At 37.1% G+C, this 25980-nt stretch carries 25 protein-coding genes; 7 read left to right on the top strand and 18 right to left on the bottom strand.

Features of this window, described 5'->3' with window-relative positions; genetic code table 11:
- The first annotated feature begins 87 nt into the window (after positions 1-87).
- Both ABXT71_RS11170 and ABXT71_RS11165 read left to right on the top strand, forming a co-directional pair.
- Complete coding sequence (locus ABXT71_RS11170) at positions 88-1215, top strand: FG-GAP repeat domain-containing protein (RefSeq protein ID WP_415371437.1); 1128 nt, start codon at positions 88-90, stop codon at positions 1213-1215.
- 32 nt (positions 1216-1247) lie between these two features.
- Positions 1248-1457 (top strand): T9SS type A sorting domain-containing protein, encoded by a 210-nt coding sequence (locus ABXT71_RS11165; protein WP_415373107.1) that lies wholly within the window; start codon positions 1248-1250, stop codon positions 1455-1457.
- 75 nt (positions 1458-1532) lie between these two features.
- Here the strand turns inward: ABXT71_RS11165 and uvrB are convergent, their stop codons facing one another.
- The 12 genes from uvrB to ABXT71_RS11105 all read right to left on the bottom strand — a co-directional run bounded on the left by uvrB (position 1533) and on the right by ABXT71_RS11105 (position 15941).
- Positions 1533-3533, bottom strand: a complete 2001-nt coding sequence (gene uvrB / locus ABXT71_RS11160; protein ID WP_415371436.1) for an excinuclease ABC subunit UvrB — start codon at positions 3531-3533, stop codon at positions 1533-1535.
- A gap of 136 nt (positions 3534-3669) precedes the next feature.
- Positions 3670-6030 (bottom strand): gliding motility-associated C-terminal domain-containing protein, encoded by a 2361-nt coding sequence (locus tag ABXT71_RS11155; RefSeq protein ID WP_415371435.1) that lies wholly within the window; start codon positions 6028-6030, stop codon positions 3670-3672.
- A 206-nt stretch (positions 6031-6236) separates the two neighbouring features.
- Complete coding sequence (locus tag ABXT71_RS11150) at positions 6237-7073, bottom strand: ABC transporter permease (protein WP_415371434.1); 837 nt, start codon at positions 7071-7073, stop codon at positions 6237-6239.
- Between the two features lie 2 nt (positions 7074-7075).
- Positions 7076-7972, bottom strand: a complete 897-nt coding sequence (locus ABXT71_RS11145) for an ABC transporter ATP-binding protein (protein ID WP_415371433.1) — start codon at positions 7970-7972, stop codon at positions 7076-7078.
- Between the two features lie 307 nt (positions 7973-8279).
- Positions 8280-9338, bottom strand: a complete 1059-nt coding sequence (locus ABXT71_RS11140; RefSeq protein WP_415371432.1) for a nucleoid-associated protein — start codon at positions 9336-9338, stop codon at positions 8280-8282.
- A 115-nt stretch (positions 9339-9453) separates the two neighbouring features.
- Positions 9454-9969, bottom strand: coding sequence for an IS1096 element passenger TnpR family protein (locus ABXT71_RS11135; protein ID WP_415371431.1), 516 nt, complete (start codon positions 9967-9969; stop codon positions 9454-9456).
- Between the two features lie 261 nt (positions 9970-10230).
- Complete coding sequence (locus ABXT71_RS11130) at positions 10231-11244, bottom strand: COX15/CtaA family protein (protein ID WP_415371430.1); 1014 nt, start codon at positions 11242-11244, stop codon at positions 10231-10233.
- Positions 11234-11770 carry a GNAT family N-acetyltransferase gene (locus ABXT71_RS11125; protein WP_415371429.1) on the bottom strand — a complete coding sequence of 179 codons (537 nt, stop codon included), beginning with the start codon at positions 11768-11770 and terminating at the stop codon, positions 11234-11236. The genes ABXT71_RS11130 and ABXT71_RS11125 overlap by 11 nt, the downstream gene beginning before the upstream one ends.
- Positions 11767-13191 (bottom strand): CCA tRNA nucleotidyltransferase, encoded by a 1425-nt coding sequence (locus ABXT71_RS11120; RefSeq protein WP_415371428.1) that lies wholly within the window; start codon positions 13189-13191, stop codon positions 11767-11769. The genes ABXT71_RS11125 and ABXT71_RS11120 overlap by 4 nt, the downstream gene beginning before the upstream one ends.
- Positions 13192-13404: 213 nt before the next feature.
- On the bottom strand, positions 13405-13965 hold the full coding sequence (locus tag ABXT71_RS11115) for an L-threonylcarbamoyladenylate synthase (RefSeq protein ID WP_415371427.1): 561 nt from the start codon (positions 13963-13965) through the stop codon (positions 13405-13407).
- A gap of 1 nt (position 13966) precedes the next feature.
- Positions 13967-14866, bottom strand: a complete 900-nt coding sequence (locus tag ABXT71_RS11110) for a hypothetical protein (protein ID WP_415371426.1) — start codon at positions 14864-14866, stop codon at positions 13967-13969.
- Positions 14867-14873: 7 nt separating this feature from the next.
- Positions 14874-15941, bottom strand: a complete 1068-nt coding sequence (locus ABXT71_RS11105) for a glycosyltransferase family 4 protein (protein ID WP_415371425.1) — start codon at positions 15939-15941, stop codon at positions 14874-14876.
- 104 nt (positions 15942-16045) lie between these two features.
- Here ABXT71_RS11105 and ABXT71_RS11100 point away from each other — a divergent pair, with 104 nt between their 5' ends.
- Positions 16046-16798: a lipopolysaccharide kinase InaA family protein gene (locus ABXT71_RS11100; RefSeq protein ID WP_415371424.1), complete on the top strand. Its 753-nt coding sequence runs from the start codon at positions 16046-16048 to the stop codon at positions 16796-16798.
- Here ABXT71_RS11100 and ABXT71_RS11095 read toward each other — a convergent pair.
- Genes ABXT71_RS11095 through ABXT71_RS11080 form a run of 4 tightly spaced genes read right to left on the bottom strand, consistent with a single transcriptional unit; the run spans position 16795 to position 21180 of the window.
- Positions 16795-17784, bottom strand: a complete 990-nt coding sequence (locus ABXT71_RS11095; RefSeq protein WP_415371423.1) for a CDP-glycerol glycerophosphotransferase family protein — start codon at positions 17782-17784, stop codon at positions 16795-16797. The genes ABXT71_RS11100 and ABXT71_RS11095 overlap by 4 nt on opposite strands.
- A 44-nt stretch (positions 17785-17828) precedes the next feature.
- Complete coding sequence (locus ABXT71_RS11090; protein ID WP_415371422.1) at positions 17829-18518, bottom strand: NTP transferase domain-containing protein; 690 nt, start codon at positions 18516-18518, stop codon at positions 17829-17831.
- Positions 18515-20356, bottom strand: coding sequence for a glycosyltransferase family 9 protein (locus ABXT71_RS11085; protein WP_415371421.1), 1842 nt, complete (start codon positions 20354-20356; stop codon positions 18515-18517). The genes ABXT71_RS11090 and ABXT71_RS11085 overlap by 4 nt, the downstream gene beginning before the upstream one ends.
- An 8-nt stretch (positions 20357-20364) precedes the next feature.
- Positions 20365-21180, bottom strand: a complete 816-nt coding sequence (locus ABXT71_RS11080; protein ID WP_415371420.1) for a 2,3,4,5-tetrahydropyridine-2,6-dicarboxylate N-succinyltransferase — start codon at positions 21178-21180, stop codon at positions 20365-20367.
- Positions 21181-21416: 236 nt separating this feature from the next.
- Here ABXT71_RS11080 and ruvX point away from each other — a divergent pair, with 236 nt between their 5' ends.
- The 4 genes from ruvX to mazG all read left to right on the top strand — a co-directional run bounded on the left by ruvX (position 21417) and on the right by mazG (position 24187).
- Entirely contained in the window at positions 21417-21830 is a 414-nt protein-coding gene (ruvX, locus tag ABXT71_RS11075; RefSeq protein WP_415371419.1) for a Holliday junction resolvase RuvX, read from the top strand.
- 100 nt (positions 21831-21930) lie between these two features.
- Positions 21931-22521, top strand: coding sequence for a peptide deformylase (gene def, locus ABXT71_RS11070; RefSeq protein ID WP_415371418.1), 591 nt, complete (start codon positions 21931-21933; stop codon positions 22519-22521).
- A gap of 61 nt (positions 22522-22582) precedes the next feature.
- Positions 22583-23122 (top strand): DUF5606 domain-containing protein, encoded by a 540-nt coding sequence (locus ABXT71_RS11065; protein WP_415371417.1) that lies wholly within the window; start codon positions 22583-22585, stop codon positions 23120-23122.
- A gap of 291 nt (positions 23123-23413) precedes the next feature.
- Positions 23414-24187 (top strand): nucleoside triphosphate pyrophosphohydrolase, encoded by a 774-nt coding sequence (gene mazG / locus ABXT71_RS11060; protein WP_415371416.1) that lies wholly within the window; start codon positions 23414-23416, stop codon positions 24185-24187.
- Between the two features lie 79 nt (positions 24188-24266).
- Here mazG and ABXT71_RS11055 read toward each other — a convergent pair whose 3' ends face one another.
- Positions 24267-25202, bottom strand: coding sequence for a LysR family transcriptional regulator (locus ABXT71_RS11055; RefSeq protein WP_415371415.1), 936 nt, complete (start codon positions 25200-25202; stop codon positions 24267-24269).
- 212 nt (positions 25203-25414) lie between these two features.
- A complete protein-coding gene (locus ABXT71_RS11050; protein WP_415371414.1) occupies positions 25415-25849 on the bottom strand; it encodes a DUF2141 domain-containing protein in 435 nt (144 codons plus the stop codon).
- Positions 25850-25980: the final 131 nt, after the last annotated feature.

The following is a 25980-nucleotide window of genomic DNA, read 5'->3' as shown; positions in this document are numbered from 1 at the left end:
TCGATCCAGGTTTGTATAAGATTAATAAAACATTTAATGATGGTTCTCAGACAGAAACTGTCATTTTAAAAGAAGGGGGGAACTAATATGAAATTGACTAATTTATTATTTTTCTCAATATTTTTTTATTCTTTAAATTGCTTCTGTCAGTTTGGTCCGCAAGTTATTTTTGATGAGGCTACGGTTGCAAATCGATCTATTACCACTGCAGATTTTGATGGGGATGGTGATCTCGACATTCTTAATTCTACTTGGAATGATTTTGAAGTAGTGGTTTGGTATGAGAATGTAGATGGTCTTGGTGATTTTAGCACAAAGCATATCGTTTCTACTCAATTGAATTCGTCTAACTCATGCGCATCAGTTGATCTAGACCAGGATGGCGATATGGACATTGTAGGTACTTCAGCAGGTGGAAATCGTCTAGTGTGGTTTAGAAATCTAGATGGTTTGGGTACTTTCAGTAATGAGATTTTACTACATCAAGGGGAGAGAGCCTATTATGTAGAAACGCCAGATGTAGATGGAGATGGAGATCCAGATATTGTGTTGGCCTCAGATGTTCAGAGTAGAGTATCGTGGTTTGCAAATAATGGAGATGGTACTTTTACCTCGCAACAAATTATTTCTAACAGTGTGGGAACCGTGCGCCAGATTGATGTAGGGGATATAGATGGGGATGGAGATATTGATATTGTTGCAGCAGCCACTAGTGATGATCAAGTAATTTGGTTTGAAAATATAGATGGTGAAGGGAATTTCGGAACTAAAAACGTAATTACTAGTGAAGTTGATGGAGTAGATTCGGTTTTTCTGGCAGATTTAAATGGTGACCAATCTTTAGATATTTTATCAACTTCCTTTGGGGATGATAAGGTGATGTATTTTTTTAATACTGACGGTTCGGGGAATTTTGATACTGGGCATCTATTAACAAATGCATTAAGAAGACCGCCATCGGTTATAGCAAAAGATATGGATAATGATGGTGATAATGATTTGCTAGCGATAGCCCGTTTCGATGATGATCGGGTAGTGTATTTTGAAAATATGGATGGACAAGGTACCTTTAGTGAGGAAATACTAATAAGCAACAATATTGCAAATGGAAGATTTGTGAATACTGGAGACGTTGATAATGATGGTGATCAAGATATTATATATGGCTCATATAGTGAACCAAGATTCATAGACCTCCATAAAAACTTAAATTAGGGGTAGCTGCATCTCAAGAACCTAATTATACCATACATCCTAACCCAACAACGGGATTATTGCATATTAAAAGTGCCTCGATTATTCAAGACATTGAGGTTTTTACAATACTTGGTGTTAGCTTGAAAACTTGGCAGCAAACTAATGAGATTGATATTTCTTTGCTTGCTGCTGGTACTTATATGATACGATTGCAAGATGTATTTAATAATGTGAGCTTTAAGAGAGTAGTGAAGTTTTAATAAAGAGTGCACTAAAGTCAATGTAAAAGCACAATTCCCGATTTTCGTTTAACATTTTACCGCCACTGAAGACTGCTACTCTTTACTAAGCTCCGTTTGCCAGCTTTTAATTTTATCTCGCAATTTTGCCGCCATCATAAAATCTAACTCCTTCGCTGCTTTTTCCATCGCCTTTCGCGTGTCACGTATTTTCTTTTCTATTTGGGGCTTGGTTAAATATTCATTTTCTTTAGATTCTGCGGCCAGACTTTCTGCGGTCTCTATGATGTATGCGTTCTTTTTACTATTTGATAAGGCATTTTCAAAAGATTTTTTAATCTGGGTAGGCGTGATGTTATTTTTTACGTTGTAGGCGATTTGTTTTTCTCGCTTGTAGTCTGTAGCATCCATAGTGAGCTGCATACTTTTGGTAATCTTATCCGCATACATTATTGCCTTCCCATTAAGGTTACGTGCGGCTCTACCTACCGTTTGTGTTAAGGAACGATGACTTCTTAAAAAACCTTCTTTATCTGCATCTAAAATCGCCACAAGACTCACCTCTGGTAAATCAAGTCCCTCCCTCAAGAGGTTTACTCCAACCAAAACGTCAAAGATTCCCATACGTAAATCTTGCATAATCTCTACACGCTCTAGGGTATCTACATCACTGTGTATGTATCTACAACGCACGTTTACTCTAGATAAATACTTGGTGAGTTCTTCTGCCATACGTTTGGTAAGCGTTGTCACTAGTACACGCTCATCTTTTTCTACACGCAATTGTATTTCCTCGAGTAAATCATCAATCTGGTTGAGACTCGGTCTTATTTCAATAGGTGGATCTAATAATCCTGTAGGACGAATAATCTGTTCTACAAAGACACCACCTGTTTTTTCTAATTCATAATCTGCTGGCGTCGCGCTCACAAAAATCACTTGATTCTGTAAGGCTTCAAATTCATCGGATTTTAAGGGTCTATTATCCATAGCAGCTGGAAGTCTAAAACCATAATCTACTAGGTTTTCTTTTCTAGATCTATCGCCACCATACATGGCACCTACTTGCGGTATAGAAACGTGACTTTCATCTACAACCATTAAATAATCATCTGGAAAATAATCTAATAAACAGAAAGGGCGTGTACCAGGTAATCGCTTGTCTAAGTAGCGTGAGTAATTCTCAATACCACTACAGTAGCCTAATTCACGTATCATTTCAAGATCGAAAGTAGTGCGTTCTTCTAAACGTTTTGCTTCTAAGTGTTTTCCTATTTCTTTAAAATAATCTACTTGCTTCACAAGATCCTGCTGTATTTCCCAGATCGCATCTTTTAAAACATCTGGAGAAGTCACAAACATATTTGCAGGATATATAGTGAGGCGGTCATACTTTTCTAGCACTTCATTATTCTCTGGATTGAAAGCTTCTATTTCTTCAATCTCGTCACCAAAAAAGTGAATTCTAAAAGCGTGGTCTGCATAACTAGGATACACATCTACTGTATCTCCTTTTATTCTGAAACGTCCATGACCAAACTCTGCTTCTGTTCGCGAATAAAGACTATGCACAAGTTGGTGTAAGAGTTTTGTTCTTGAAATCACTTGTCCAGAAACTAGTGTAATTACACTTTTCTTAAACTCTACAGGATTCCCAATTCCATAGATACAAGACACGGATGCCACCACAATAACGTCTCTTCGCCCAGAAAGGAGGGAAGAAGTGGTGCTCAATCTCATTACTTCTATTTCTTCATTAATAGAAAGATCTTTCTCAATAAAGGTTCCGCTCGAAGGAATAAAAGCTTCTGGCTGATAGTAATCGTAATAGGAAACGAAATACTCTACAGCATTTTCAGGAAAGAGGTTTTTGAATTCGGTGTAAAGTTGTGCAGCGAGCGTTTTATTATGCGCAAGTACCAAGGTAGGTTTCTGCACTTTTTCAATTACATTGGCAACAGTAAAAGTCTTTCCACTCCCTGTTACACCAAGTAATGTTTGATATTTTTCTTCTGATTCAAGACCAGTTACAAGTGCTTTAATAGCAGCAGGCTGGTCTCCGGTGGGTGAAAATTCTGAAACGAGGTTAAATTTCATAGGCTAACAAAAATAAGAATTATTTGTGCCAAAATGTGCCGCATTCACAATACCTTAAGAGAAAGAAAAAGGACCTTCCCGAAGCGTCGTGACTAAAAATAGAAAAATAAATAATTTCTTTTAGATCGAACAGAAATTAGTAATTCACATACACAAAACCAAGGATGGGTTTTGTAAAATTAGGGTCGTTCAAGTGCAGCGAATAATAGTAGGTTCCAACTGGAACTAGTTTTTCTTGATAGAACAATCCGTCATTTGGTATTCCAGACCACAGTCCTAGCTCTGGACCTCCTTCATAAATAAGCTCACCGTAACGATTGAATATCTTTAAATAATAATCCTCAAATACATTTTGTAAGCCAGCGATGTTAAAGACATCGTTTAGGCCATCACCATTAGGCGAGAACCCTTCCGGTATATCTGGAGGACAGTTTTCTATTGCGATTAAAAAGGAGGAAATAGTAAAACAAATTTCGTTTTCGAGCCGCACAAAAATCTCTTGCGGATCTGTCGTATTGCTGAAATGTTCTGGATCTAATATTTCGTTCATCTGTTCTACAGCATCTACTTCGCTTAGGTAATACGTGACGATACCTTGCACAACGCTAGTAGTTATTTCATCTTGCTCCCGAAGATTAAAAAATGCAGTATTAAATCCCAAATCACATTCAATTAAAGTGGGCAAAGATGGAATGTCTGGAATATTTCCGAAGGAAGTATTTATGGTCCAATTATTATTTGTCTCGTCAAGTTCTTCAACGATACCTTGGCCATTTCCGGTATCATCTACAAAAGCGGATAGTATAAAAGACAATAGAGTTCCATCAGGAATAGCAAATGAAATAAATCCTGGTTCACTGGCGCCTATGGCAATATCTGCCTGCGTTTCTGCCTGCGCAACCACGATACCATCAACATAAAAAGTAATAGGTGTATTTGCGGGCAATAGGGCAGTAGCCTCAATATTTAAGACGAGATAGGATATTTCTACCGCTCGCATACGACAGGGGAAAACGGGAGATGTAGCTGTGATCGTTGCATCTGGAAGCGGGCAAATTGCCACCCCAATCGAGAAGGAATCTATAATAAAACAATCTGGATTTTCTACACGTACAAAAATGGGAACCAAAGGACTCTCGGTCTCAAAAACCTCCGGATTAATAATCGCATTGGTTTTATCCTCTGCATCTAACTCAGAAATATAAAAGCTGACTTCCGTAGTATTTGCGAGAATTGTAATCGCATCGTTTAAGTCAAAAAATTCAATACCAACGGCATTACAAATTTCTAAATTTTGTAAAGTAAAATCTGGAAAGACTAATAGGTGAATTGGGGTGGTGTCTTCATTATTGTCTTCATCTATTTCTCCGACAATGCCAGTTCCATCTCCTATGTCATCAACGACGATGCGCAACAAAAAATCTGCAGGAATTTCTGGCGGAATAAGAAGCGCTTCAAAACCTATCGCGGAGCCCCCTATGGAAATTTCTATAGTAGTTTGCGATTGTGCGATTAAAGTGTTGTCAGCATACATCGCAATAGGTGTATTTATAGGTAGAGAGGCAGTGCTGTTTAGGTTAAAAACGGTGTACTTTAATTCAAGGTTTCGATTGCCACATTCTGGTGTATAGTGAACGGTGTCTATTGTGACGGTTGCCTCTGGTAACTCACTATTGAAAACGGTCACGATGTTATTAATCATCACAAAATCTTGCCCAGAAGTGAGGTCAATGGTAGCTTGTGTATCTCCTGCATTAATAACTCCTTCTACATTATAGACATCAATATCCATGTTGTATAAATCACTTGAGTTCGTGAAACTGTTGGTGCTATTAAAGGCGTTATTTGCTGGATTGAGCGGAGGGTTGCTAATTAAATTCCCATTGATTCTCAGGGATTCTTCCACAGCTAGAGAGCTATCGCCTTCCCAAGCCAGAAAGCCTATTTTAGCGCCATCTGAGTCAATGATGTTAAGATTGTCAATGACGATGGTAAGTTCATTTTCTACTTCATTTACAAATTCTAATCCATCAAATATGTTGATATTTCTTAGATTAAAAGTAGGGTCTTCATATATGAGCGTTACCGCCCATCCAGCAAAGTTGGTCCCCCGAGGACAGTAAAAACCTAGGTTTGAAGTTACGTCAAGGTCTGTAAGTGTGTATGTGCCGTTACCATTTGCTAAAATGAGATCTGTGACATCTGCAAAGGCTGCGAAATAGATGTATTCAGTTCCGTTAATTATGGAGGTTAACGTAAAATCACGTTCTGCTGTTACTGGTGTGTTGTTTAAAGTAACATCCAGATCTCCTGGGTCTGCACTTCCTGCCCAGTATAAATAAGCAGCAACGACTGTCTGCGTGGGTGATAGGCTGAGTTCTGCACTTGTTTCTGTTAGGAGTTCACAAGCGGTATTTGGGCCATTCTCTACTAGGTTTAATGTGTTACCGAAAGCTAGGTAATCATAGCGCCCATTAAATGATTCAAATAACTCCACATCCTGCGCTTGCGCAGAAAGACATAGTAATAGAAATAAAAGGAGGGACGACTGCCGTCTCATAAGACAATTGAATATTCTTTAAATGTAATCAATTCGTTTAAAAGGAAATAGAAATCAATTTCCAATTTGCAATCGAATAGAAGAATACCTGTATTTGTGTACTATTCACTCCATCCTAAATCCAGTACATTCCCGTAGTAAAATTAAAGATCTCTTCTTTTAAGAATCACCCAAGCCCAGTAAATAAACAATACGGTCCAAACCGAAACGATAGCAACATTAAGAAGCGTTACATCATATGATTTTGTGATTTCTTCACCTACTTGACTCGCTATAGATTGCACACCACCTAGTCTTGTGAATGGCTCCTTAATTAAATTGTTCATCGCCTCAAGTGGGAAGAATTGAACAATAGACTCTGCTATATCTGTATCTTTAAAGGCTTTAAATTTTAAAAAAGCATACGTGATGTTTTCGATAATCCACCAAACGAACAGAAAGCCAAGCGCAAAGGCAGAGCGTTTTACAAGTACTCCTAGAAATAGACAAAAGGAGAAGAATCCAACCAATTTTATAAAGTATGCTAACAGATAATCTAGGTCTCTAAAAATGATTCCTATTTCTGTGTAGTCAGAGAAACTCAAACCAAGAATTATTGACAAAATAAAAACAAAAATGGAAGAACCCGCGGCAAATAGTAATACCGTGACAAACTTAGATAAGATAAATTCTTTCTTGCTTAGGCCATCAATGAGGTTTTGTTTTAAGGTGCGATAGCTATATTCATTGGCTACTAATGATACAATCACAATAGCGAAAAACAACTTGAGCCAGGCTGCTAGATAGGTGTTAAAGTGCCAAATAAATGGAAAATTAAAAATCCCTTGGTCTGCCACTCTAAAGTTGATACTAGCAAAATTAAATTCGATAGAGGCGATAAGCGCAATAAAAGTGATCAATACAAAGTAAATTATAGAGATTACCTTGACAGTTTTATTGTATCGTATTTTCTGAAATTCTATATGGAGAAGACGTAGCATGATTAGTTGTTTTTAGTAAGTTCAAGAAATTGTTCTTCAAGGCTTTCCTTGCGTTTTACAAGATGTGACAAGGCAATTCCTTGATCAAAGCAAAGCTTATTGATTGCTGCCGCGTCCATCGGTTCTTTTAGGTAGGCGATTACAGTATCGTTCTCCTCTTTAACTGAAGTAAACGCAGCGCTTTCTTCTAGGGTCGCACGCAATTTTAACATATCATCTGCTTGTACCGTAATAAAACCGTGACTCGCATTCATATTCTCAACACTTCCTACATACAGGCTTTTTCCTTTTCTGAGGATGACCACGTGTGAACATACTTTCTCCACTTCGTCCAGCAAGTGAGAGGCTAATAAAATAGTAGTCCCTTTTAAAGCGATGGTTCTTATAATTTCTCTTATTTGATGAATTCCCTGTGGGTCTAATCCGTTTGTTGGTTCATCTAGAATTAAAATTTCAGGATCATTTAAAAGTGCAGATGCAATGGCAAGTCGCTGTTTCATCCCTAAACTAAAGGTATTAAACTTACTATGTTGCCTTTCTTCAAGTCCAACAATTTTTAGTTTTTCTGAAATTTTATCCGCTGGCACTCCTTTAATTTTACACACCAAACCTAAGTTTTGATATGCCGTCATGTACGGGTAAAAGTTAGGGTGTTCAATGATGGCTCCTACTTTTTTGAGTGCTTCATGGGTAGTACCATTACCATCAAACCAATGAAAGTCTCCCGAAGTTTTATTGACTACATTGAGTACTATCCCGAGTGTGGTAGATTTTCCGCTCCCGTTAGGGCCGAGGATTCCGTAGACATTTCCTTTTTCTATAGTGAACGATAGATCGTTTACTGCCGTAATAGGTCCAAACTTTTTAGTTAGGTTATTAATAGTGAGAATAGTATTCACGTGCGGTTGGTTTTTAAGGTTGTTAATATGACGTATAGTGGGGGGATTTGTTACATATGGAACGCAGGAACTTTGGTTAAGAGTGGGGAGCAGGAAGTGTAAAGTGCTAAATATTCATTGAATGATCCAATAAACGATAAGTTTAGTAGTGTGATTCGTTTATTTCTAAATCACCAGAAGTGCATAGCGCAAAAGCTTGTTAAAATATTAGACTTTCCTATTTGGTCAAATTGGAGGGTAATTCTTCAATAAATATCTTTCAAACAAACAGCATCGACACTCATCTCTACCCTCCATTTTTAATGTACTAACTCTTCTCTTCCTTATTAAAATAAACAAGATAATAATACATCTGCTTGTCTTCGTCCCATCCTTTTTCTACATACTTATCTGCACTTTCTGGATTGATAAAATCCATTTTTATCTGGATGTGGGTATCTAGGTTGATGACATTCTTAATCTTCTTTCTAGCTGCTGTAACTGCAGTGTTAGCAATAGGGAAGGTGGTGAGATCTTCTATACTGTACTTAGGTGCCTTTTCAGATTTGTAATGATTAAACTCAGGAACAAGACTTGGATTGTCGATTACATCAGTAACAAATGCAGATTCTTCAAAGGTGTCATTCTTTGCAAAATGATTTACTGCTCGGTTCATGAACATCACTTCTTCTTTCTTATCTTCTGCTGGTAGCACAACATCTTTTGCAAAATCTTGACAGAATTTTAAATATTTTTTAGTGAAAAAATTATCATCTTGAAATGCATCTAATCCTAAGAAGCTTTCAATCCAATAGCGAGCGTCATAACGGTTGCTATCTACAGAGAGTACTTTGTAACCATCCTCTTTATTTTTGTTGAATATAATACAACCCTTATCAAGCTTGTTGAGACTTACTCCTTGTTGTAAGACGGCATCTAGCTGGCTTTCAGATTCAGAAAACTGCAAGAAATCTTGTTTTAATTCAGATTTAAAAATACCTATGGCATCCATTTTCTCATTATCCAGCTGTACATTTTCTAGGTAGGCAATATATACTTCGCCATTTTTAATGTGCGGGTGCATAGACTGATCAAACAAATACTTTGTGATAGTCTTACTTACTTCGTGTGCAGACTCTGGGTTGTCAAAAATAGCAGTAGCTGCTTTATATATTTCGTGAAACTCAAGATCTGCTTCGTGATGAAAATGAAAATAGTTTTCTTCTTTTTCTCTAAAAGGTTTTAAGAAAAACTCCTTTAGTAACGGACGTATCTCGTCATCAATCTTATATGTGTCATTCGACAACACTACAGATTCATTACGGCTTTTGTTCCCTACGCGATGTATAGAAAGGGAGGAAATTTGAGTATTAAATAGGTTGATCATAGGTATGCTTTAAGCTACATGCACTAAGCATAAGCTAATTGTTTTTTTTATAGAATCTAATATTTTGCTTAAAGCCTATCGCTTAGTGCCTAAAGCAAAAGCCGCAGGCTTTTTACTAATTCCAGTTCTCGTCAAAATCCATGGAGTCATAATTATCGCCAGCATCATCGTAATCGTCACTGTATTCATCATCTTCGTCACTGTCACCACCTTTAAATTCTGGTTCTAAAGCCTCTGCAGGAATCTCTCCTTTTGCAAATAATAGCTTAGGGTATTGTTCTCCAGGTGCAGGTTCTGTAATTTCTGCGAGCTCCACAAAGAACGTCCACATATATAGAAAATCATATACGTAAATCAATTTTGTTTGTTTTTCCCACAGTGTATCTTCTAGAACCGTGTCACTCATCACGCGCACGTCACCCGGCTTTTCACTCATGTCAAACAGTGCAATCTCTTCGCCTTGTTCCCAAGCATCATCGCTTACGTAAAATGAAGCCATCTCTTCGCCCGCAAAGCCAAAAGACTGTGTGATCACATTGTGAAAATCTTCTAAAGTACTTGAAGCCTGTATTTCTATATCTCTAAAGATATCTTCAACAGTATCTAGAATAACTCTTAATCGGTAAATCATTATAAAAAATATTAGCCTGCAAATATATTAGTTTCCTATGGAGTTACTAGAATGAGAAGCGCAATAATTATTTCGGAAAGGCGATAGATATTAACAATTTATCTTCTTCTTGAAAGAGAAGCTTTGCTATTTTGAGGACTGAAAATATAAAATGAAACCCAAGAGCTAAAAACATAATAACAAATACAAAAAACTGAATATTGAAACGAACTAAAACGATTTAATCTTTTTATTGATTAAATCGTTTTAGTTCGTTAATGATTACTTACTATATCGATGCAAGGTAAACGTCATCGCTGCTAGTAAGAAAAAAGCAGCCACTTGATGCAATACTCCAAGCACTACTGGCACTTGCAGTACTAAGGTTAGTATTCCTAAAACAAATTGTACTAAAACAAGTAGCACCAGTGCATTCATCCCTTTTAATTGTAGGGAAGACTGAGTTTGTTGTTTTGATTTCCACCAGAGTACTGCAATGAAAGCAACTACTACATAGGCAAGTATACGGTGAACAAATTGCACACCACTTTTACCTTCTATAAAGTTGCGCCATACAGGCGTTTGCTCTATTGTGACCGAGTCGTGTATAAACTGTCCATCGCTCATAAATGGCCAATGGTTATGTATCCATCCAGCGTCTAAGCCCGCTACAAAAGCACCGTAAATAATTTGTACCACAAGAACAACGAGGCCTACCCGGATTAAATTTCTGAAGCCTTTGTTTATTTCTTTTTTTGTAGGAAAGATAAGGTCTAAGGCGACCCAAAGCGTATAGGCAAAAGTAATAAAGGCTGTTGTTAGGTGCATCGCAAGCCGATAATGACTCACATCAGGTCTATCAACTAAACCGCTACTCACCATATACCATCCCAGAAATCCTTGAAAACCTCCAAGGAATAATAACAAAATACACTTTTTTATAGTAGCCTTCGAGAGTTGGCGTTTCAGAAGAAAATAGAGGAAGGGGAGTAAAAATACAATCCCAATAAATCGCCCAATAACGCGGTGAATCCATTCCCAAAAATAAATGTCTTTAAAATCTTCAATAGACATCCCTTTGTTTAATTTTTGATACTCGGGATATTCTTTGTAAAGATCAAAAGCTTCTTTCCAATCTACGTCATTTAATGGCGGGATGGTTCCAGAAATAAGTTTGTAGTTTGAAATAGACAGCCCCGAGTGGGTGAGACGTGTAATGCCGCCAACGACTACCATTATAAAAATAAGCGTACAGCCAGTGAGTAGCCAGTAAATAACTCTTTTATTATCCTTCATATGTTTCCTTTGTTATATCATACCATTCTACATCTATCTCGTCCCTCTTGTCTGGATAGGGCGCAATCTTCAGTAATCTAAAGCCTAGTTTCTTTAATATCTTAGACGAGGCGGGGTTATCTGTGTACACAAATCCTAAAACACGATCGAGTCCTAAATCATTGAAAGCGTATTCTAGAATTTTCAATGAGGATTCAGTTGCGATTCCTTTTCCCCAGTATTCTGGTAGTAAGCGATACCCAATGTCAGATCCTCCAGCATAGGGAAGATGTTTTAAACCATTAAATCCGATGATTTTATTATCAGCTTTATGGATGATAGCGAAACGACCATGTCCATATTTTTCATAATCACTGAGCCATACATTTGTAATCACGTCTTTAACTTCTGCTACCGTGTTTCTAACCACATCCCCTGTATTTTTAACGGTTTCAGGATTTGAACAAAAAGCCAAGGCATCTTCAGCATCCTCTATAGTAAAGGGGCGAATAATCAATCTTTCTGTTTCTAAAATGATGGGTTTCATAAGGCTATTGTTAATCCTAGTTCTTGTCCTTTTTTAATCATAAAAGCGTGCGCCTCTTCATAGTTATTTGCAATTTCACCTTCTAGAATGGCTTCTTTAATTGCGTCTTTAATTTGCCCTATTTCTCTTGAAGGCTGTAAGTTAAAGGTCTTCATAATTTCTGCGCCACTTACTGGTGGTTGAAAATTACGAACTTGATCTCGTTCTTCTACTTCCATAATCTTACTGCGAACAACCTCAAAATTTTGGTGATATTTTTTGAACTTCTTTGGGTTTTTGGTCGTAATGTCTGCTTCACACAACGTCATCAAATCTTCTACATATTCACCAGCATCAAAGACTAATCGTCGCACTGCGCTATCTGTGACATCGCTGGCTAGTACAATAGGACGAGAGCTCATTAAGACCATTTTTTGCACAAACTTCATCTTATCATTAAGTGGCATTTTTAAACGCTTAAAGAGTTTAAAAACCATTTTTGAACCTACAAATTCATGGGCGTGAAATGTCCAACCTATCTTTTTATCAAAGCGTTTGGTGGGTGCTTTGCCTATATCGTGTAATAGTGCAGCCCAACGTAACCAAAGATTTTCCGTAGTTTCTGCTATATTATCAACTACTTCGAGTGTATGCCAGAAGTTGTCTTTATGTTTTTGTCCATCCTTCTCGTCGATGCCTTGAAGTGCCACTAACTCTGGGAAAATAAAAGGGAGTAGTCCGGTTTTATGTAGTAGAGAAAAACCTTTGGAAGGAACTGGAGCGCTCAATATCTTATTGATTTCGTCCACCACACGTTCTTTACTAATAATAGTTATTCTTTCTGCATTGCGCGTAATAGCGTCTAATGATTCTTGCTCAATTATAAAATCGAGTTGCGTCGCAAAGCGAATTGCCCGCAGCATTCGCAATGGATCATCACTGTACGTTATATCTGGTTCTAAGGGCGTTCTAATGATTTTATTATGCAAATCTTCAACGCCATTAAATGGGTCTAGCAAGTCGCCATAAGTAGCTTCATTAAGACTTAAAGCTAAAGCATTAATAGTAAAGTCTCTTCGATTTTGATCGTCTTGTAAAGTTCCATTTTCAACAGCAGGGTTTCTACTATCTTCAGAGTAGCTCTCTTTTCTGGCGCCCACAAATTCGAGCTCAATACCAGATGACTTAAGCATCGCAGTACCATAGTTTTTAAATACTGACACATTAGGATTTCCAGGTAATAGTTTGGATACTTCTTTAGCTAAAGAAATGCCACTACCCACTGCTACGATATCAATATCTTTTGCATCACCGCGTTCTAACAAAAAATCGCGTACAAAACCTCCTATAACGTAGGTGTCCAGCTTCAAGTTACTTGCAGCTTTACTCACACTATTAAAGATAGGGTTTGCAAGGGCAGTTTTATAATTTGGTGTTTTCAAAGGGAACGTTTCTTGTTTATAGTTTCTAGTTCATAATAAATGGAGCTTCATAAAGCACCTTCCCATTATTAAGGGGAATGAGGTTATCCTATGGCGAATAGGAAGGTGTTTAAATCGCAGCGTCTTTAGCTATTTTAAAATTTTGATTCAATTAGTATTGAAACGAAATTTTATGAAGTAAATACTACCTTCATCTAACTAAATCTACTTCACTTAATTCCTGATAATCTTTACGCCACCATTCTGACTTAATTTAATAATAGTTGATGGTTTTCCACTCTGTTTATCGCGATCCAAATTTACGACATAGTCAACTCCTTCTAAAATTTCAGAGGAAATTTCTTTAAAATTTCTAGGTGTTTTGGCACCACTCACATTTGCCGAAGTTGCCACTATGGGCCATCTAAATTTCCTGACAAGATTCTTAGAAAAAGCATCATCTGTCACTCTAAAACCAAGGGTGTTATCTGGGGCAATGATGTTTTCTGCAATTCGTATAGGGTCATCATAGATGATAGTCGTTGGCTTTTCTGCATATTTTAAAATGTCATAGGCCACCTCAGGGATGTTTTCTATAAACTGGTTGAGCATTTTAAAATCGTGAACCAAACAGATGAGTGATTTTGTTTCTACACGCTGTTTTAATTTATATATACGATCTATCGCATCAGGGTTTGTGGCATCACAACCTATTCCCCAAACGGTGTCTGTAGGGTAGAGGATGAGCCCTCCTTTTTTTAATACTTCTAAGGCCTTGAATATTTCTTCTTTCATATTATAAGTTGAGATAGTTAGCTGTTTTTTCGTAAAATTGATTGTTTATTGTTCTGCATTCCTCTAGCACTCCAGAGTAGGTTGTGGCTTTTACCACATCAGCAATAGCGTTTTCAAATGATGAAAATACTGGCTGATGGTTAAAATCGTAAAACTTAGATGAATTGGGGACTACGACTACTTTTTTACCCAATAACATGGTCCAGTACATGGCGTGATAACTATCTGTAATGATAGTTTCGCTTTTACCTATAAAGTCAATAAGACCTTCAAGATTTGTGGTGTTTGATGTCGATGGATAGTCTTTAAACATCGCTAAGATATTTGGCTTTCGCATCGTGTCTTTATGAAAAATCAATCCTATTTCTTGTGATTCTGTGAATGGTTTATCAAACTCCGTGTGCAAACAGCTCACGCAAGGTAGAAATTCACCAGGCATAGATAAATCACGTGTTCCGGCCAGTCCAAATTTACCAACATCTACATTATAGCTTGTCACTTTTCCATAGGTGTCTGGAGATTTTTCGTTGTGTCCTACACCCCACAATACCGTTTTCTTTTTTCCTTCGGCAAGAGTTTCAAAGAGCTTCATCTGCAATTTAAAGCCATTCCGGTTGAGCAATCCTCCTCCTCCAATGATTAACGCATTTGTACTTATCGTATTTGTAAATTTTTTAGTGACTTCTTTATCTTGGCTCTTATTATCAAAGATATCGAGCGTCTTCCCTTTTAGGGCATCAAAGTAATGATGAGGCGCACAGTAATAATCGCCTATGTTTTTAGTATCAAGACGGTGTATGTTTACTACGTTCTCATTGCGTTGATCCTGAGATAAAATATTCTTTACCGTCTCTCGTCGCGTCTTTTTCCTCTGATAGGATGCTATTAATTTATTAATCATTCTATTACTATTTCAGAAGCGATTTATACACTTCTGTATATTGTTTTGCAGCTGTTTCCCAGCTAAATTTCTTTGCCCTGGCGATTAGTCTTGGTGCCAACGTTTTTTTATTACTTCGGAAATTTTCTACACCTAGCAATAGCACTTCTGCCATATACTTGGGCTCAAAATGGTCCCAGTACACAGCCTCTTTACCGCCCACTTCTGGCAGCGATGTGTTGTTTGATATGAATACCGGTTTGCCAAATAACATAGCTTCAATGACCGGTAAGCCAAAACCCTCACGTAACGATGGGAATACAAAGGCTTCACAATGGGCAAAGAAATATTTCTTTTCTTCCCCCGAGATATTTCCGATGAGATGTACACGATTTGTTACTCCCAATTTTATTGCCTCAGCTTTTAGCTGTTCTGACGTATCTGTAGTGTTTTTTCCAGCAATGATGAGGTCATAATCAGGTGTGTGAATTAACATTTTTACCAGAGCAATAAAGTTCTTTCTTCCCGTAATTTGACCGATACTGAATAGATACTTTCGTGGCGGCTTAAAACTAGGGACAAATCCATCATCGATAGCTGTATCTGTCATTGGATTACCATTATAAATTACATATTCGGGCACCTTGGGGACACTAAAAAAGGCATGTGTACTACTTTTTGCGTATTCAGAAATGTAGGTAATGGCTGCACTTCTGTTTAATTTTTCCTGAAAGCGCTGGTGTACTTTTTCGTGGAGATAGGAATCAGGATTTTTAATGTGTGTAATATTATGTACAGTCAGTAAGTAGGGAATATCGTGTGCCGGCTCTATTTTAATGTTTTGATTTAGGCAGTGCCACAGGTCATATTTCTTACGAATTCTAAATAAAGGGTATCGACGTAGCGAAAAACTTTTTTTATAATTGAATGCATCGCCGTACTGTTCTTGTAACCACGAGGTGTCTTTTCCGTGCAGTGTTATTTGATATTCAGAGGTTTTAATATTCTCTAAAGCTTTGATTAAGTGGAGATTAAATTGCCCAAATCCAAAATTAAGATTCTTTATATTATGTGATTCTAGAAAGATAGATTTCATCGTCGATTGCTTGTTGTAAAGATAGCCAATTTGAAGACTGAGTCAAAGTGAAAGATTCTATTAATTCTCATGTATCAGTCTTAAGCAAATTGTATCTTTGAGCTGTGAAATTTCAGTTTTCAGAAAAATATAAACAACAAAAAGACGCTGTGTTAACTTTGCTTTCAAATTTTGAGAGTGAAGGAGAACTACTCAATGATGGACGCAGAAATGTCATTAAGGTACTGCCTCTAGATGGACACAAAATAAATATCAAGGCTTTTAAAATCCCTAATCTAGTAAACCGTATCGCTTATAATTTTTTCAGAAAATCTAAAGCCGAACGCTCGTTTAACAATGCTTGTTATCTATTAGAACACGGAATAGGAACGCCGCATCCAGTTGGCTTTCTGGAAGAAACCTGTAAACTGCTTTTTAATAAAAGCTATTATATAAGCGAACAATTAGAAGCAGACATTACGTTTAGAGAACTCATTCTAGATCCTGACTATCCTAATAGAGAAGAAATACTTCGGAAATTTACTGCATTTACACATCAACTACACCAGAACAATATTCTCTTTAAAGATCACTCTCCAGGTAATACCCTAATTAAGAGAAAGGGAGATGGGTACGACTTCTTTTTGGTAGATCTCAATAGAATGGAATTTAAGGATCTTACGTTTGAGGAGCGTATTCTAAACTTTACACGAATCACTTCAAAAGAAGACATGGTTGCGATAATGAGTAATGAATATGCTAGGTTAACCGGTATTGACTATGATACAGTTTTTGTGCCTATGTGGAAACATACTGCGGCTTTTCAGGAGAAGTTTTACCGTAAAAAGCGCTGGAAGAAGCGCTTAAAGGTGAGCTAGCGTTTAAAAATCTTATTAATTTTATACTTTCTGAAAAGTGATAACTTTCGTTTTTCAGGTACTCCATTTTTTGAGATGAAATTCTCAATGGCATCAACCATTCGCTCAGAAGATTTTCCATCGTGATATGGATGATATGCAGCAATCACTGCCGCTCTTTGCTTTTTAAAAGAATCTGTATTAAGATTATTTATAACAGCGGTCGATAACTCCTCGGGATTTTTTATATCATCCCAGCGTATGTTTTCTGAAATATTATTCAAGGTGATCACTGGCTTATCAATAAGTAAGAACTCATAAATTACAGAAGATGTATCACTTATCAGTAGATCTGCAACGATAAATTGTGCTACAATGTCTCTACCTTCCTTAAAGAAAACGGTAGGGTAGCGCTCTGACAGTGCTTTGTAATAATCGATAAACTCTTTTGCCATCAAATCGTGAAACTTGATGTTAATTATAAATTCACCCGCCGCTGCAAGTGCTTCTAATTGTGTTTTGAAAAGTGCTGCAGAGCTCAGGGATGGAGAGAATGTAGGAGCGTATAGCAACACTTTATCTGCATCGAGCGAATGGAGCAGTGCTGCTTTTTCTTTTAATAATATTTCTTTGTCTCGTGTGTATGCATCAAGCTTAGACCATCCTGTTTCTAAAACTTCAAAGTTTTTATAACGTTTTTGAAATTTCTTAAAATGGCTGGTGAAATAAGGACCTTGCGTTAGGTACAAATCAAAATAATGCCGAATTCTAAAATGTCCTTTCTTCTCTCCAGCGAGTCCGTGAAAGATTTGCACTTTTACACCTCTTAGATAATGTGGCACTTCATTTCCAGGACAGATGATGGCGTCACTTTTAAAGGCTATAAGATCTTGTAGGCTTTCTGTAACAGGCTCTTCTTTAAAAGGAAATAAGGAAGCAAGCTTGGGAGCTATAAACCATGTGTAGGCATACTTACGCTCTTTTAGCACCGCCATTATTGGGCGCATTATTTCAAAACAATATGCGTTTTGGCAAAAGAGAACAACCTTCATTATTTTTTAGCTAAAAATTTATTGACATTTTCTAAGTCTTCTTTAAAGTCAATCTCCATACAATTGAACTGTGAGATATCTACCGCTTTTACTTTTGCTCCGTCTTTTTCTATCATTAATTCTAGTCCACGTTCAAAGTAATCGTTTGCATCACAATCTTCCAGACGTGTAATAAAATGCTCGAGATCATTTTTAGAAATAAAGTTTACCCCCACTGCTTCACCGAGCCCATTTTTAACCACTTTAGATAACTCATTAATGTAGCCATCTTGGAGTGTATATTTCACTTCTTCTTCTGCCACAGACTCCGTGTTTACACAAACAAAAGAGATATCTTCTTCCATACGTGGTTGAAGCACTTCAAGTAATTTTCTATCAAAAACAACATCCCCATTAAACCACAACACACTTTCTCCACGACATTTACGTAGCGCAAGGATTAAACTTTTTGCTGTATTGGTCTGATCAAAATATGGGTTGTAAACATATGCCATCTCAGGAAAGGCTTCCATAATGCTATTCTTTTTAAAACCAACGACAATAAACAGATCATCAATAGAAAAATAATGTGCTATATTATCTGTCATCATTTTCATGATGCTCTTTCCGTTACTTAAAGGTGTGAGCGGTTTTGGGAATGGATTTCCTAAACGTGAACCGATTCCGGCGGCTAAAATGACTAGCTTCATTGACTGATTTTTGAATTGTTTTTAATAAGTTGGCGTAGCTTTAAATATTTTAAAAAAGTAGTGTAGGAGCTAAAGGTGCAAATTACAAAACCATTAAACCCGTCTAAAATTCCGAGGCGTAAGATATAACCTTTAAAAAAAGTCCAGCTGGGTTTTAGCATCACATCTAGAATGTTGGAGGATCTACCTAAGTCATAATATTCTCTTGCGGCAATAGTAGAAAACTTATGCACTTTGAGACTGTGTTGCTCATATGAAGTATGCACCCAATGCAAAATAGCGCCTTCAATGATTTTCTTCTTACTTGTTTTTTCTAATTGAATGGTATCGTGAGGGTTAATCCCTCCCCATTGTGCTTTTCTTCGATCAAAAACGCGAAGTTTTCTATCTGGATTCCATCCCGAAAATTGAATCCATTGGCCACAGTAATTATTAAACCGCTGCGCTAAATATCCAGCACATTCCCAGTTGGTTTTTAAACGTAATATAGATGCCTGTAGTTCTTTACTCAAGGCTTCATCTGCATCTAACGAAATGATTCTATCATTTTTTGCTAAAGCTATCGCTGCATTTTTTTGCTGGATATGTCCTTCAAATACTTGTTGTTCAAAACGTACGGGATACTGCTCGCAGATGGCTTTTGTGTTATCTGTACTATAAGAATCAAGAATCACAATGTCTTTGCTCACTGGTAGCAATGATTCAATACATCTTGCTATGTTATGCTCTTCGTTAAAAGTGATAACGGTTGCTGAGTATTCGTTTTCTTGAGGCGATATTGTCTCTCCAGTAACAAATTCATGTAGCTTCGGAATGATTAACGAAGGGTCAAATTTTTGATATTGGACCGAAGCTTTATTTTTTGCAGATTTCTTGTTGGAGAAATGTGGATTATAATCTATGTAATCATATAAATGAACTGACACATGTTTTTGCCCATCTTCATAGATATTCCAAGCTCCTTTTTTGATCCAAGGACAGAAAATAGAGAAGGTTGGGATGTCAATGGCTTTGGCCATATTTACGGCGCCACCTTCGTTTCCAATTAAAGCGTCACATTGCGATGTGAGTGCTATAAAGGAACGAAGACTATTTCCGAAAATATCAAGAAGTATGGCCTTTTGTGTTTCAGGTTTACATAAGTCGTAAAGTTTCTTAGCATCTGCTTTCTGTGAAGGAACATAATTAAAGAGCAAACTTGCTTGTGTACTTGCTATAAGATAGTCCAGCAAACTTGCCATATAGGAAATGGGATACGTTTTAAACCCATCACTCCCAAGCGCACTTATCATATAAAGTTTCTTAGCAAGATTAACCCCATTAGCCTCGAGCAAAGCTTTTGCATCATCCTTTTCTTTCTTGGTAAGATATATTTTAGGTTGGCGTCTAGTTTGCTTTATATCCAGTAAAGGTTGTAGTAGTTTATATCTATTTTCTATGGCTAATCCCGCAGCAGAAAGTGAAAGGGATTGTCTTTTTACCGTGTGTGTATAAGCAACTGCTGTGTACCATTTCTTATAAGAAATACGGTATTTAGCGCCAGATGTTTTTGTAATCCAGGCACTGCTTATTTTTGAATAAGCGTCTATAACAACGTCGTATTTTTCAGCTTTAATGTTGGCACGTAACTGTTTAAAAGCCTTTTTGTCGCCTTCCATTTCTCGGGTAAACTCAATAACCCTATCAATTAATGGATTGTGCAGTATAACAGGAACCGTACTTGTATTAACCAAAAAATGTAGCTCTGATTTAGGAAATCGCTCTTTGAGAACTTCAAAGAGAATGGTGGACGTTAGCACGTCGCCTATCATTTTTTGCTGTATAATTAATACTTTCATTCCCAAAATTACACCGCTACATTATATTCTCTCAAGGCATCGTTGAGTGAAGTTTTTTTATTGGTACTCTCTTTACGTTTTCCAATGATTAGAGCGCAAGGAACATTAAAATCTCCGGCAGGAAATTTTTTCGTGTAACTACCAGGAATCACTACACTTCTTGCAGGAACAAGTCCTTTTGTTTCAACAGGAGTATCTCCAGTCACATCAATAATTTTTGTGGAAGCTGTAAGTACTACATTGGCGCCAAGTACCGCTTCACTTTCTACGCGTACACCTTCTACCACGATACAACGTGAACCAATAAACGCATTATCTTCTATAATAACAGGAGCAGCCTGCAATGGTTCTAAAACGCCACCAATACCAACACCACCACTTAAGTGTACATTTTTACCTATTTGTGCACAGCTACCAACGGTTGCCCAAGTATCTACCATCGTTCCTTTATCTACGTACGCACCAATATTTACATAACTAGGCATGAGTATCACACCTTTAGAAATATAGGCTCCGTGACGGGCTACTGCATTTGGAACAACGCGTATTCCGCGCGCTGCGTAATTGCGTTTTAATGGTATTTTATCGTGATATTCAAAAATACCAACTTCTAATGTTTCCATTTTTTGGATTGGGAAATACAGCACCACAGCTTTCTTTACCCATTCGTTCACTTGCCAGCCATTTGCAGTTGGCTCTGCACAACGTAATTCTCCTTTATCGCACAAGTTCACAACTTCGCGAATTGCTTCTATTGTAAGGGTCTTTGTCAATTTTGAACGATCTTCCCAAGCCGTTTCTATGATATTTTTTAATTCTGTCATTCTAATAGAAGTAAAATAAATGTTGATTATTTCAAGATGATAGTCTATTCTCAGTCAAAGACTTATGGGCCTTATGGTTTTTTTTTTAAATGGACTGTGCTCAATCTGATTTCGCCATAATGCTGTTGGGTACAAGATACCTAATCTCTAATTGCGTTGCGCAAAGATACGGTCTCTATCGAAATAGGGAATCAAAATAGCATACTATTTATAGAACCCTTATTTTTGTACGATCAATGGGAAGAATTCTGGCAATAGATTATGGAGGGAAGCGCACGGGGATTGCCGTGACAGATGAAATGCAGATTATTGCATCGGGTTTAACTACCGTTGAAACGAGCAAGTTAATGCCTTTTTTAAAGGAGTATATAACAAGCGAAAATGTGACAGATCTCGTTGTGGGTGAGCCTACACAAAAGGATGGTACTCCTTCTGGAATAGAAGCAGAAATTCAGAAATTCTTGAAACGATTTGTGAAAGGGTTTCCAGAAATACCTGTGCATAGAGTGGATGAGCGATATACCAGTAAAATGGCGTTCCAGACGATGATTGATAGTGGGTTAAAGAAAAAACAAAGAAGAAATAAGGCCTTGATTGATGAGATAGCTGCAACTATTATTTTGCAGGATTTTATGCAGTATCGTGGCTAGATTATTGAAGTGCAGTAATGTGCGCAGAGCGCTAATATTTAAATAAAAGAAGGACTTAATATAGAACTTTCCCGAAGGTTTTAGAATAAATTAAAAAAGAATGATTTTACCTATTGTGGCTTACGGTGATACCGTGTTACGAAAAATGGCAAAGGAGATTAACAAGGATCATCCCAACTTGAAGGCCTTGCTTAATGATATGTATGAGACTATGTATAATGCCAAGGGCGTTGGTCTCGCGGCACCTCAAATTGGTTTGCCTATCCGAATATTTTTAGTAGATGCAACGCCATTTTCAGACGATGAGGAGTTAGATATTTCAGAACAAGAGTTTTTAGCGTCTTTTAAACAAACATTTATAAATGCAACGATTATTGAAGAAGCGGGAGATGAGTGGGCGTTTAATGAAGGTTGCTTAAGTATTCCAGATGTGCGCGAAGATGTTTTTAGACAACCAGACATTGTTATCGAGTATTTTGATGAAGATTTTAAGAAGCATACAGAAAAATTTACCGGTATTGCAGCCAGAATCATTCAACATGAGTACGATCACATAGAAGGTGTGTTATTTACAGATAAATTATCCCCGCTCAAGAAACGATTGATTAAGAGGAGATTAGAAGATATAAGCAAAGGTAAAACAAATATTGGGTACCGTATGAAATACCCAAATATGAAAAAGAAACGTTAACTACTTGTAGAATTAGAAGAAACAAAAGATATTTGTGTCCCTTTAAGGAAAAACATACCATATGAGTTTAGAAAAAATAATGTCGATTTCTGGAAAGCCAGGATTATTTGAATTGAAAAATCAAACCCGCGGCGGTTTCCTAGCGGAATCACTAGTAGACGGCAAAAAAGTAAATGTAAGTGCGCGTCATAACGTTAGCTTGCTTTCAGAAATTGCAATTTATACAACGTCAGAAGAGCTTCCATTGCGTGAGGTTTTTAAAAAGATTTCTGAAAAAGAAAATGGTGGCGAGGCTATAAGTCATAAAGTGTCTAAAGACGAACTGGAAGAATACTTCTTTGGAGTATTACCAGATTATGATGAAGAAAGAGTGTATGCCAGCGATATAAAAAAGGTAGTGCAGTGGTACAATCTACTGACTAAAAAAGGTCTTACAGATTTTGAAGAACCTAAAGAAGATACTTCTGGTGATAAGAAAAAAGACGCGTCTGCCGTTATTAAAGACACTATTAGTGGTAAAGTAGCCTCAAAAGGATCTCAGAAAGCAACCTCATCTAAACAAGGTGGAACGGCAAAGAGTACCGCAGCACGGAAAAAATAATAGTTTATTTTCATTACTGTCAAAACAAGAAGACCGTCTTATGTTAATAAGGCGGTTTTTTATTATCTCAAATTAGCATTCAAGTTGGCTCGAAGCATTTGGAGTAGCCTACAAACTAGAGTGGAAAAGTAGACTAAATTGTTCATTACGCTCAGTGCAACAAGGCTTGATTATTACATAGTATAGTTAAAGTACTCTTTGATGCTATACCTACGATCTTGTTCATTGATTTTAATAAGTCGGGTTTGCCTTGCGGCGAAAATGCCATAGCTTTGCTACAAACCTATTTTAATGAACAACCGCGAAGCCCAACTGAAGGCATATGACCGTTTACTGACCATTATGGATGAGCTCCGTGAGCAATGCCCTTGGGATCAAAAACAGACCTTAGAATCGCTAAGACATCTTACTATTGAAGAGACTTACGAGCTAGGGGATGCCATCCTTGAAAATGATCTCGACGAAGTTAAAAAAGAACTCGGCGATTTATTACTTCATATTGTCTTTTACGCTAAAATAGGAAGTGAAACCAAAGATTTTGACATGGCAGATGTTGCAAACGGAATTTGTGAAAAATTGATTTCGCGACACCCGCATATCTATGGTGATGTAAAAGTGGCTGATGAAGAAGAAGTTAAACAAAACTGGGAAAAACTGAAGCTAAAAGAAGGAAGGATTAGTGTATTAGAAGGCGTGCCAAAATCTCTGCCGGCATTAGTAAAAGCAAACAGGATACAAGATAAAGTAGCCAGTGTAGGTTTTGATTGGGAAGAACCACGGCAAGTTTTTGAAAAATTACAAGAAGAACTGGCGGAACTCCAAGTCGAGATAGACGCTAACGACCAAGATAAAATAGAAGACGAATTTGGTGATGTATTATTTTCTATGATTAACTACGCACGTTTTTTAAAAGTAGATCCAGAAAATGCCTTAGAACGAACCAATAAAAAATTTATAAAACGCTTCCAGTTTTTAGAAGCCAAGGCTAAAGAACTTGGTAAAGAATTACAAGATATGTCGCTTGCTGAGATGGATGTGTATTGGGAAGAAGCGAAGAGGCATTAGCGATGTAAGAGAAGAGCAGCATAGCGTTATTAAATAGCGAAATAATAAAAACAAATAAGGCCTAACCGTTTAACAATGTTTATTTCAACGGACTTATAATCTTCACATCTGTGAAAGCAATCGTTCCTCTTATCACGCCAGCGATTACATCATAGAGCGCATTAATGATTTGCATTTTAAGTTCGCTTTTATGATACACTAAACTCACTTCTCTCGCGGGAGAAGGTTCTTCAAAATAACGCAGTTGTATTTTTTGATTTTCATTTAATTCTGCGGCATGCAGATAGGGAAGGAGTGTCATCCCAAGGCCCTCGTGAGAGAGTTTTATCAAAGTCTCAAAGCTACCACTTTCTAGGGTGAAGCTATCTTGGCTTCCGGCGCCTTTATTTTTACATAGGTTAAGCACGCCGTCTCTAAAGCAATGCCCATCTTCTAGTAATAATAAATCATCAATATCAAGGTCGTCTACTTTTAGTTTTTTCTTTTCAAATAAAGGGTGTCCTTGGGGTACGTATCCTACAAATGGCTCATAATACAATACACGCTCTTTTACTTTATCTTCTAGTAAAGGGGTAGCAGCAATCGCAGCATCTAAGTGCCCGTCTTGTAAACGAGTTACAATATCTTCTGTGGTGAGTTCTTCTATTTTTAGTTGGACCTTTGGATATTTATTTGTGAAGTTCTTTAAGAACATAGGCAACAATGTAGGCATAATGGTTGGGATAATGCCTAGTTTGAATTCGCCGCCAATAAATCCTTTTTCTTGATCTACAATGTCTTGCATTCGCTCTGCTTCATTAACAATGCTCTTTGCTTGTTGTACAATCTTCTGTCCCACGGGCGTCAGCTCAATAGGTTTTCTAGACCGGTCAAAAATGAGTATATCCAATTCGTCTTCTAGTTTTTGTATTTGCATACTGAGCGTAGGCTGCGTAACAAAGGTATGTTGAGAGGCCTTGGTAAAATTTTTATGCTCTGCAACAGCGAGGACGTATTTGAGTTGAGTGATTGTCATTTTCGATTACTTTATACAAAGCTATTGATTTTTTTGATACAATATGGGTGTATTGAGGTATTTTATTATTGAAGTTTCTTGTATCCTATCATGTGAAATAAAATAAACGTCGGAGTGATCGCATCAAAAGACTTGTTTATATCCAAAAAAAACTTCCTCAAAGTAAAACCCTAAGAGGAAGCTAATTATATAAAGCCTTGTAAACTTTCGTTCTACATTCTGATATCTAACACCCGTGGTTCACCAGCGACAGTAAAAACGGCATCACTCCATTGTGGTGGGCCCATATTTATTACGTTATTCGATACACCGTACATTTCTTTAGGTCTTCCGCTTGGCTCAAAGTCCATTTTTTTGTTTCCGTTTTTGTCCCAAAATAAGGTAATTGCATAATCTCCTGATACTACGTTTTCAAAAGTAACGGTTGCCTTTCCATCTGCAATTTGTCCTTCTAGATTCTCGACCCCTCCTGTTAACCAGTTGTCTTTAGTTTGCAGTGAGAAAAGTACGCTTCCGTCTTCTGAGGGAATGGGCACGTTTACCGTTATGGTGGTTACTGAAGTTTCTGTGATAGTTTCTGTAATTTCTTGCGCAAATGAAATTAGACTCGTAATACCTAGTGCGATTGTTGCGATAATAGTTTTCATAATGATTTGGTTTTAAATGAGTTTTTGTTTTTTGTTGGTACAAAGATGGGGGAGGTATATGCTTAAATAAAAAAGCATATACCCAATTGTAGAATAACTAGGATGAACTGTTTTTTGTAAATATTTATTAG

This window comes from Patiriisocius sp. Uisw_047 (assembly GCF_047730165.1).
In the GTDB taxonomy this organism is placed as follows: Bacteria; Bacteroidota; Bacteroidia; order Flavobacteriales; family Flavobacteriaceae; genus Patiriisocius.
The sequence above is the reverse complement of the archived record's forward strand: the minus strand, read 5'-3'. Positions and strand labels throughout refer to the sequence as shown.

Excerpts from the sequence above, each read along its gene's own strand:
- ABXT71_RS11170 (WP_415371437.1), top strand. The coding sequence starts at position 88 with ATGAAATTGACTAATTTATTATTTTTCTCAATATTTTTTTATTCTTTA.
- uvrB (WP_415371436.1), bottom strand. The coding sequence starts at position 3,533 with ATGAAATTTAACCTCGTTTCAGAATTTTCACCCACCGGAGACCAGCCT.
- ABXT71_RS11150 (WP_415371434.1), bottom strand. The coding sequence starts at position 7,073 with ATGCTACGTCTTCTCCATATAGAATTTCAGAAAATACGATACAATAAA.
- ABXT71_RS11140 (WP_415371432.1), bottom strand. The coding sequence starts at position 9,338 with ATGATCAACCTATTTAATACTCAAATTTCCTCCCTTTCTATACATCGC.
- ABXT71_RS11135 (WP_415371431.1), bottom strand. The coding sequence starts at position 9,969 with ATGATTTACCGATTAAGAGTTATTCTAGATACTGTTGAAGATATCTTT.
- ABXT71_RS11130 (WP_415371430.1), bottom strand. The coding sequence starts at position 11,244 with ATGAAGGATAATAAAAGAGTTATTTACTGGCTACTCACTGGCTGTACG.
- ABXT71_RS11125 (WP_415371429.1), bottom strand. The coding sequence starts at position 11,770 with ATGAAACCCATCATTTTAGAAACAGAAAGATTGATTATTCGCCCCTTT.
- ABXT71_RS11115 (WP_415371427.1), bottom strand. The coding sequence starts at position 13,965 with ATGAAAGAAGAAATATTCAAGGCCTTAGAAGTATTAAAAAAAGGAGGG.
- ABXT71_RS11110 (WP_415371426.1), bottom strand. The coding sequence starts at position 14,866 with ATGATTAATAAATTAATAGCATCCTATCAGAGGAAAAAGACGCGACGA.
- ABXT71_RS11105 (WP_415371425.1), bottom strand. The coding sequence starts at position 15,941 with ATGAAATCTATCTTTCTAGAATCACATAATATAAAGAATCTTAATTTT.
- ABXT71_RS11095 (WP_415371423.1), bottom strand. The coding sequence starts at position 17,784 with ATGCGCCCAATAATGGCGGTGCTAAAAGAGCGTAAGTATGCCTACACA.
- ABXT71_RS11090 (WP_415371422.1), bottom strand. The coding sequence starts at position 18,518 with ATGAAGCTAGTCATTTTAGCCGCCGGAATCGGTTCACGTTTAGGAAAT.
- ABXT71_RS11085 (WP_415371421.1), bottom strand. The coding sequence starts at position 20,356 with ATGAAAGTATTAATTATACAGCAAAAAATGATAGGCGACGTGCTAACG.
- ABXT71_RS11080 (WP_415371420.1), bottom strand. The coding sequence starts at position 21,180 with ATGACAGAATTAAAAAATATCATAGAAACGGCTTGGGAAGATCGTTCA.
- ruvX (WP_415371419.1), top strand. The coding sequence starts at position 21,417 with ATGGGAAGAATTCTGGCAATAGATTATGGAGGGAAGCGCACGGGGATT.
- def (WP_415371418.1), top strand. The coding sequence starts at position 21,931 with ATGATTTTACCTATTGTGGCTTACGGTGATACCGTGTTACGAAAAATG.
- ABXT71_RS11065 (WP_415371417.1), top strand. The coding sequence starts at position 22,583 with ATGAGTTTAGAAAAAATAATGTCGATTTCTGGAAAGCCAGGATTATTT.
- mazG (WP_415371416.1), top strand. The coding sequence starts at position 23,414 with ATGAACAACCGCGAAGCCCAACTGAAGGCATATGACCGTTTACTGACC.
- ABXT71_RS11055 (WP_415371415.1), bottom strand. The coding sequence starts at position 25,202 with ATGACAATCACTCAACTCAAATACGTCCTCGCTGTTGCAGAGCATAAA.
- ABXT71_RS11050 (WP_415371414.1), bottom strand. The coding sequence starts at position 25,849 with ATGAAAACTATTATCGCAACAATCGCACTAGGTATTACGAGTCTAATT.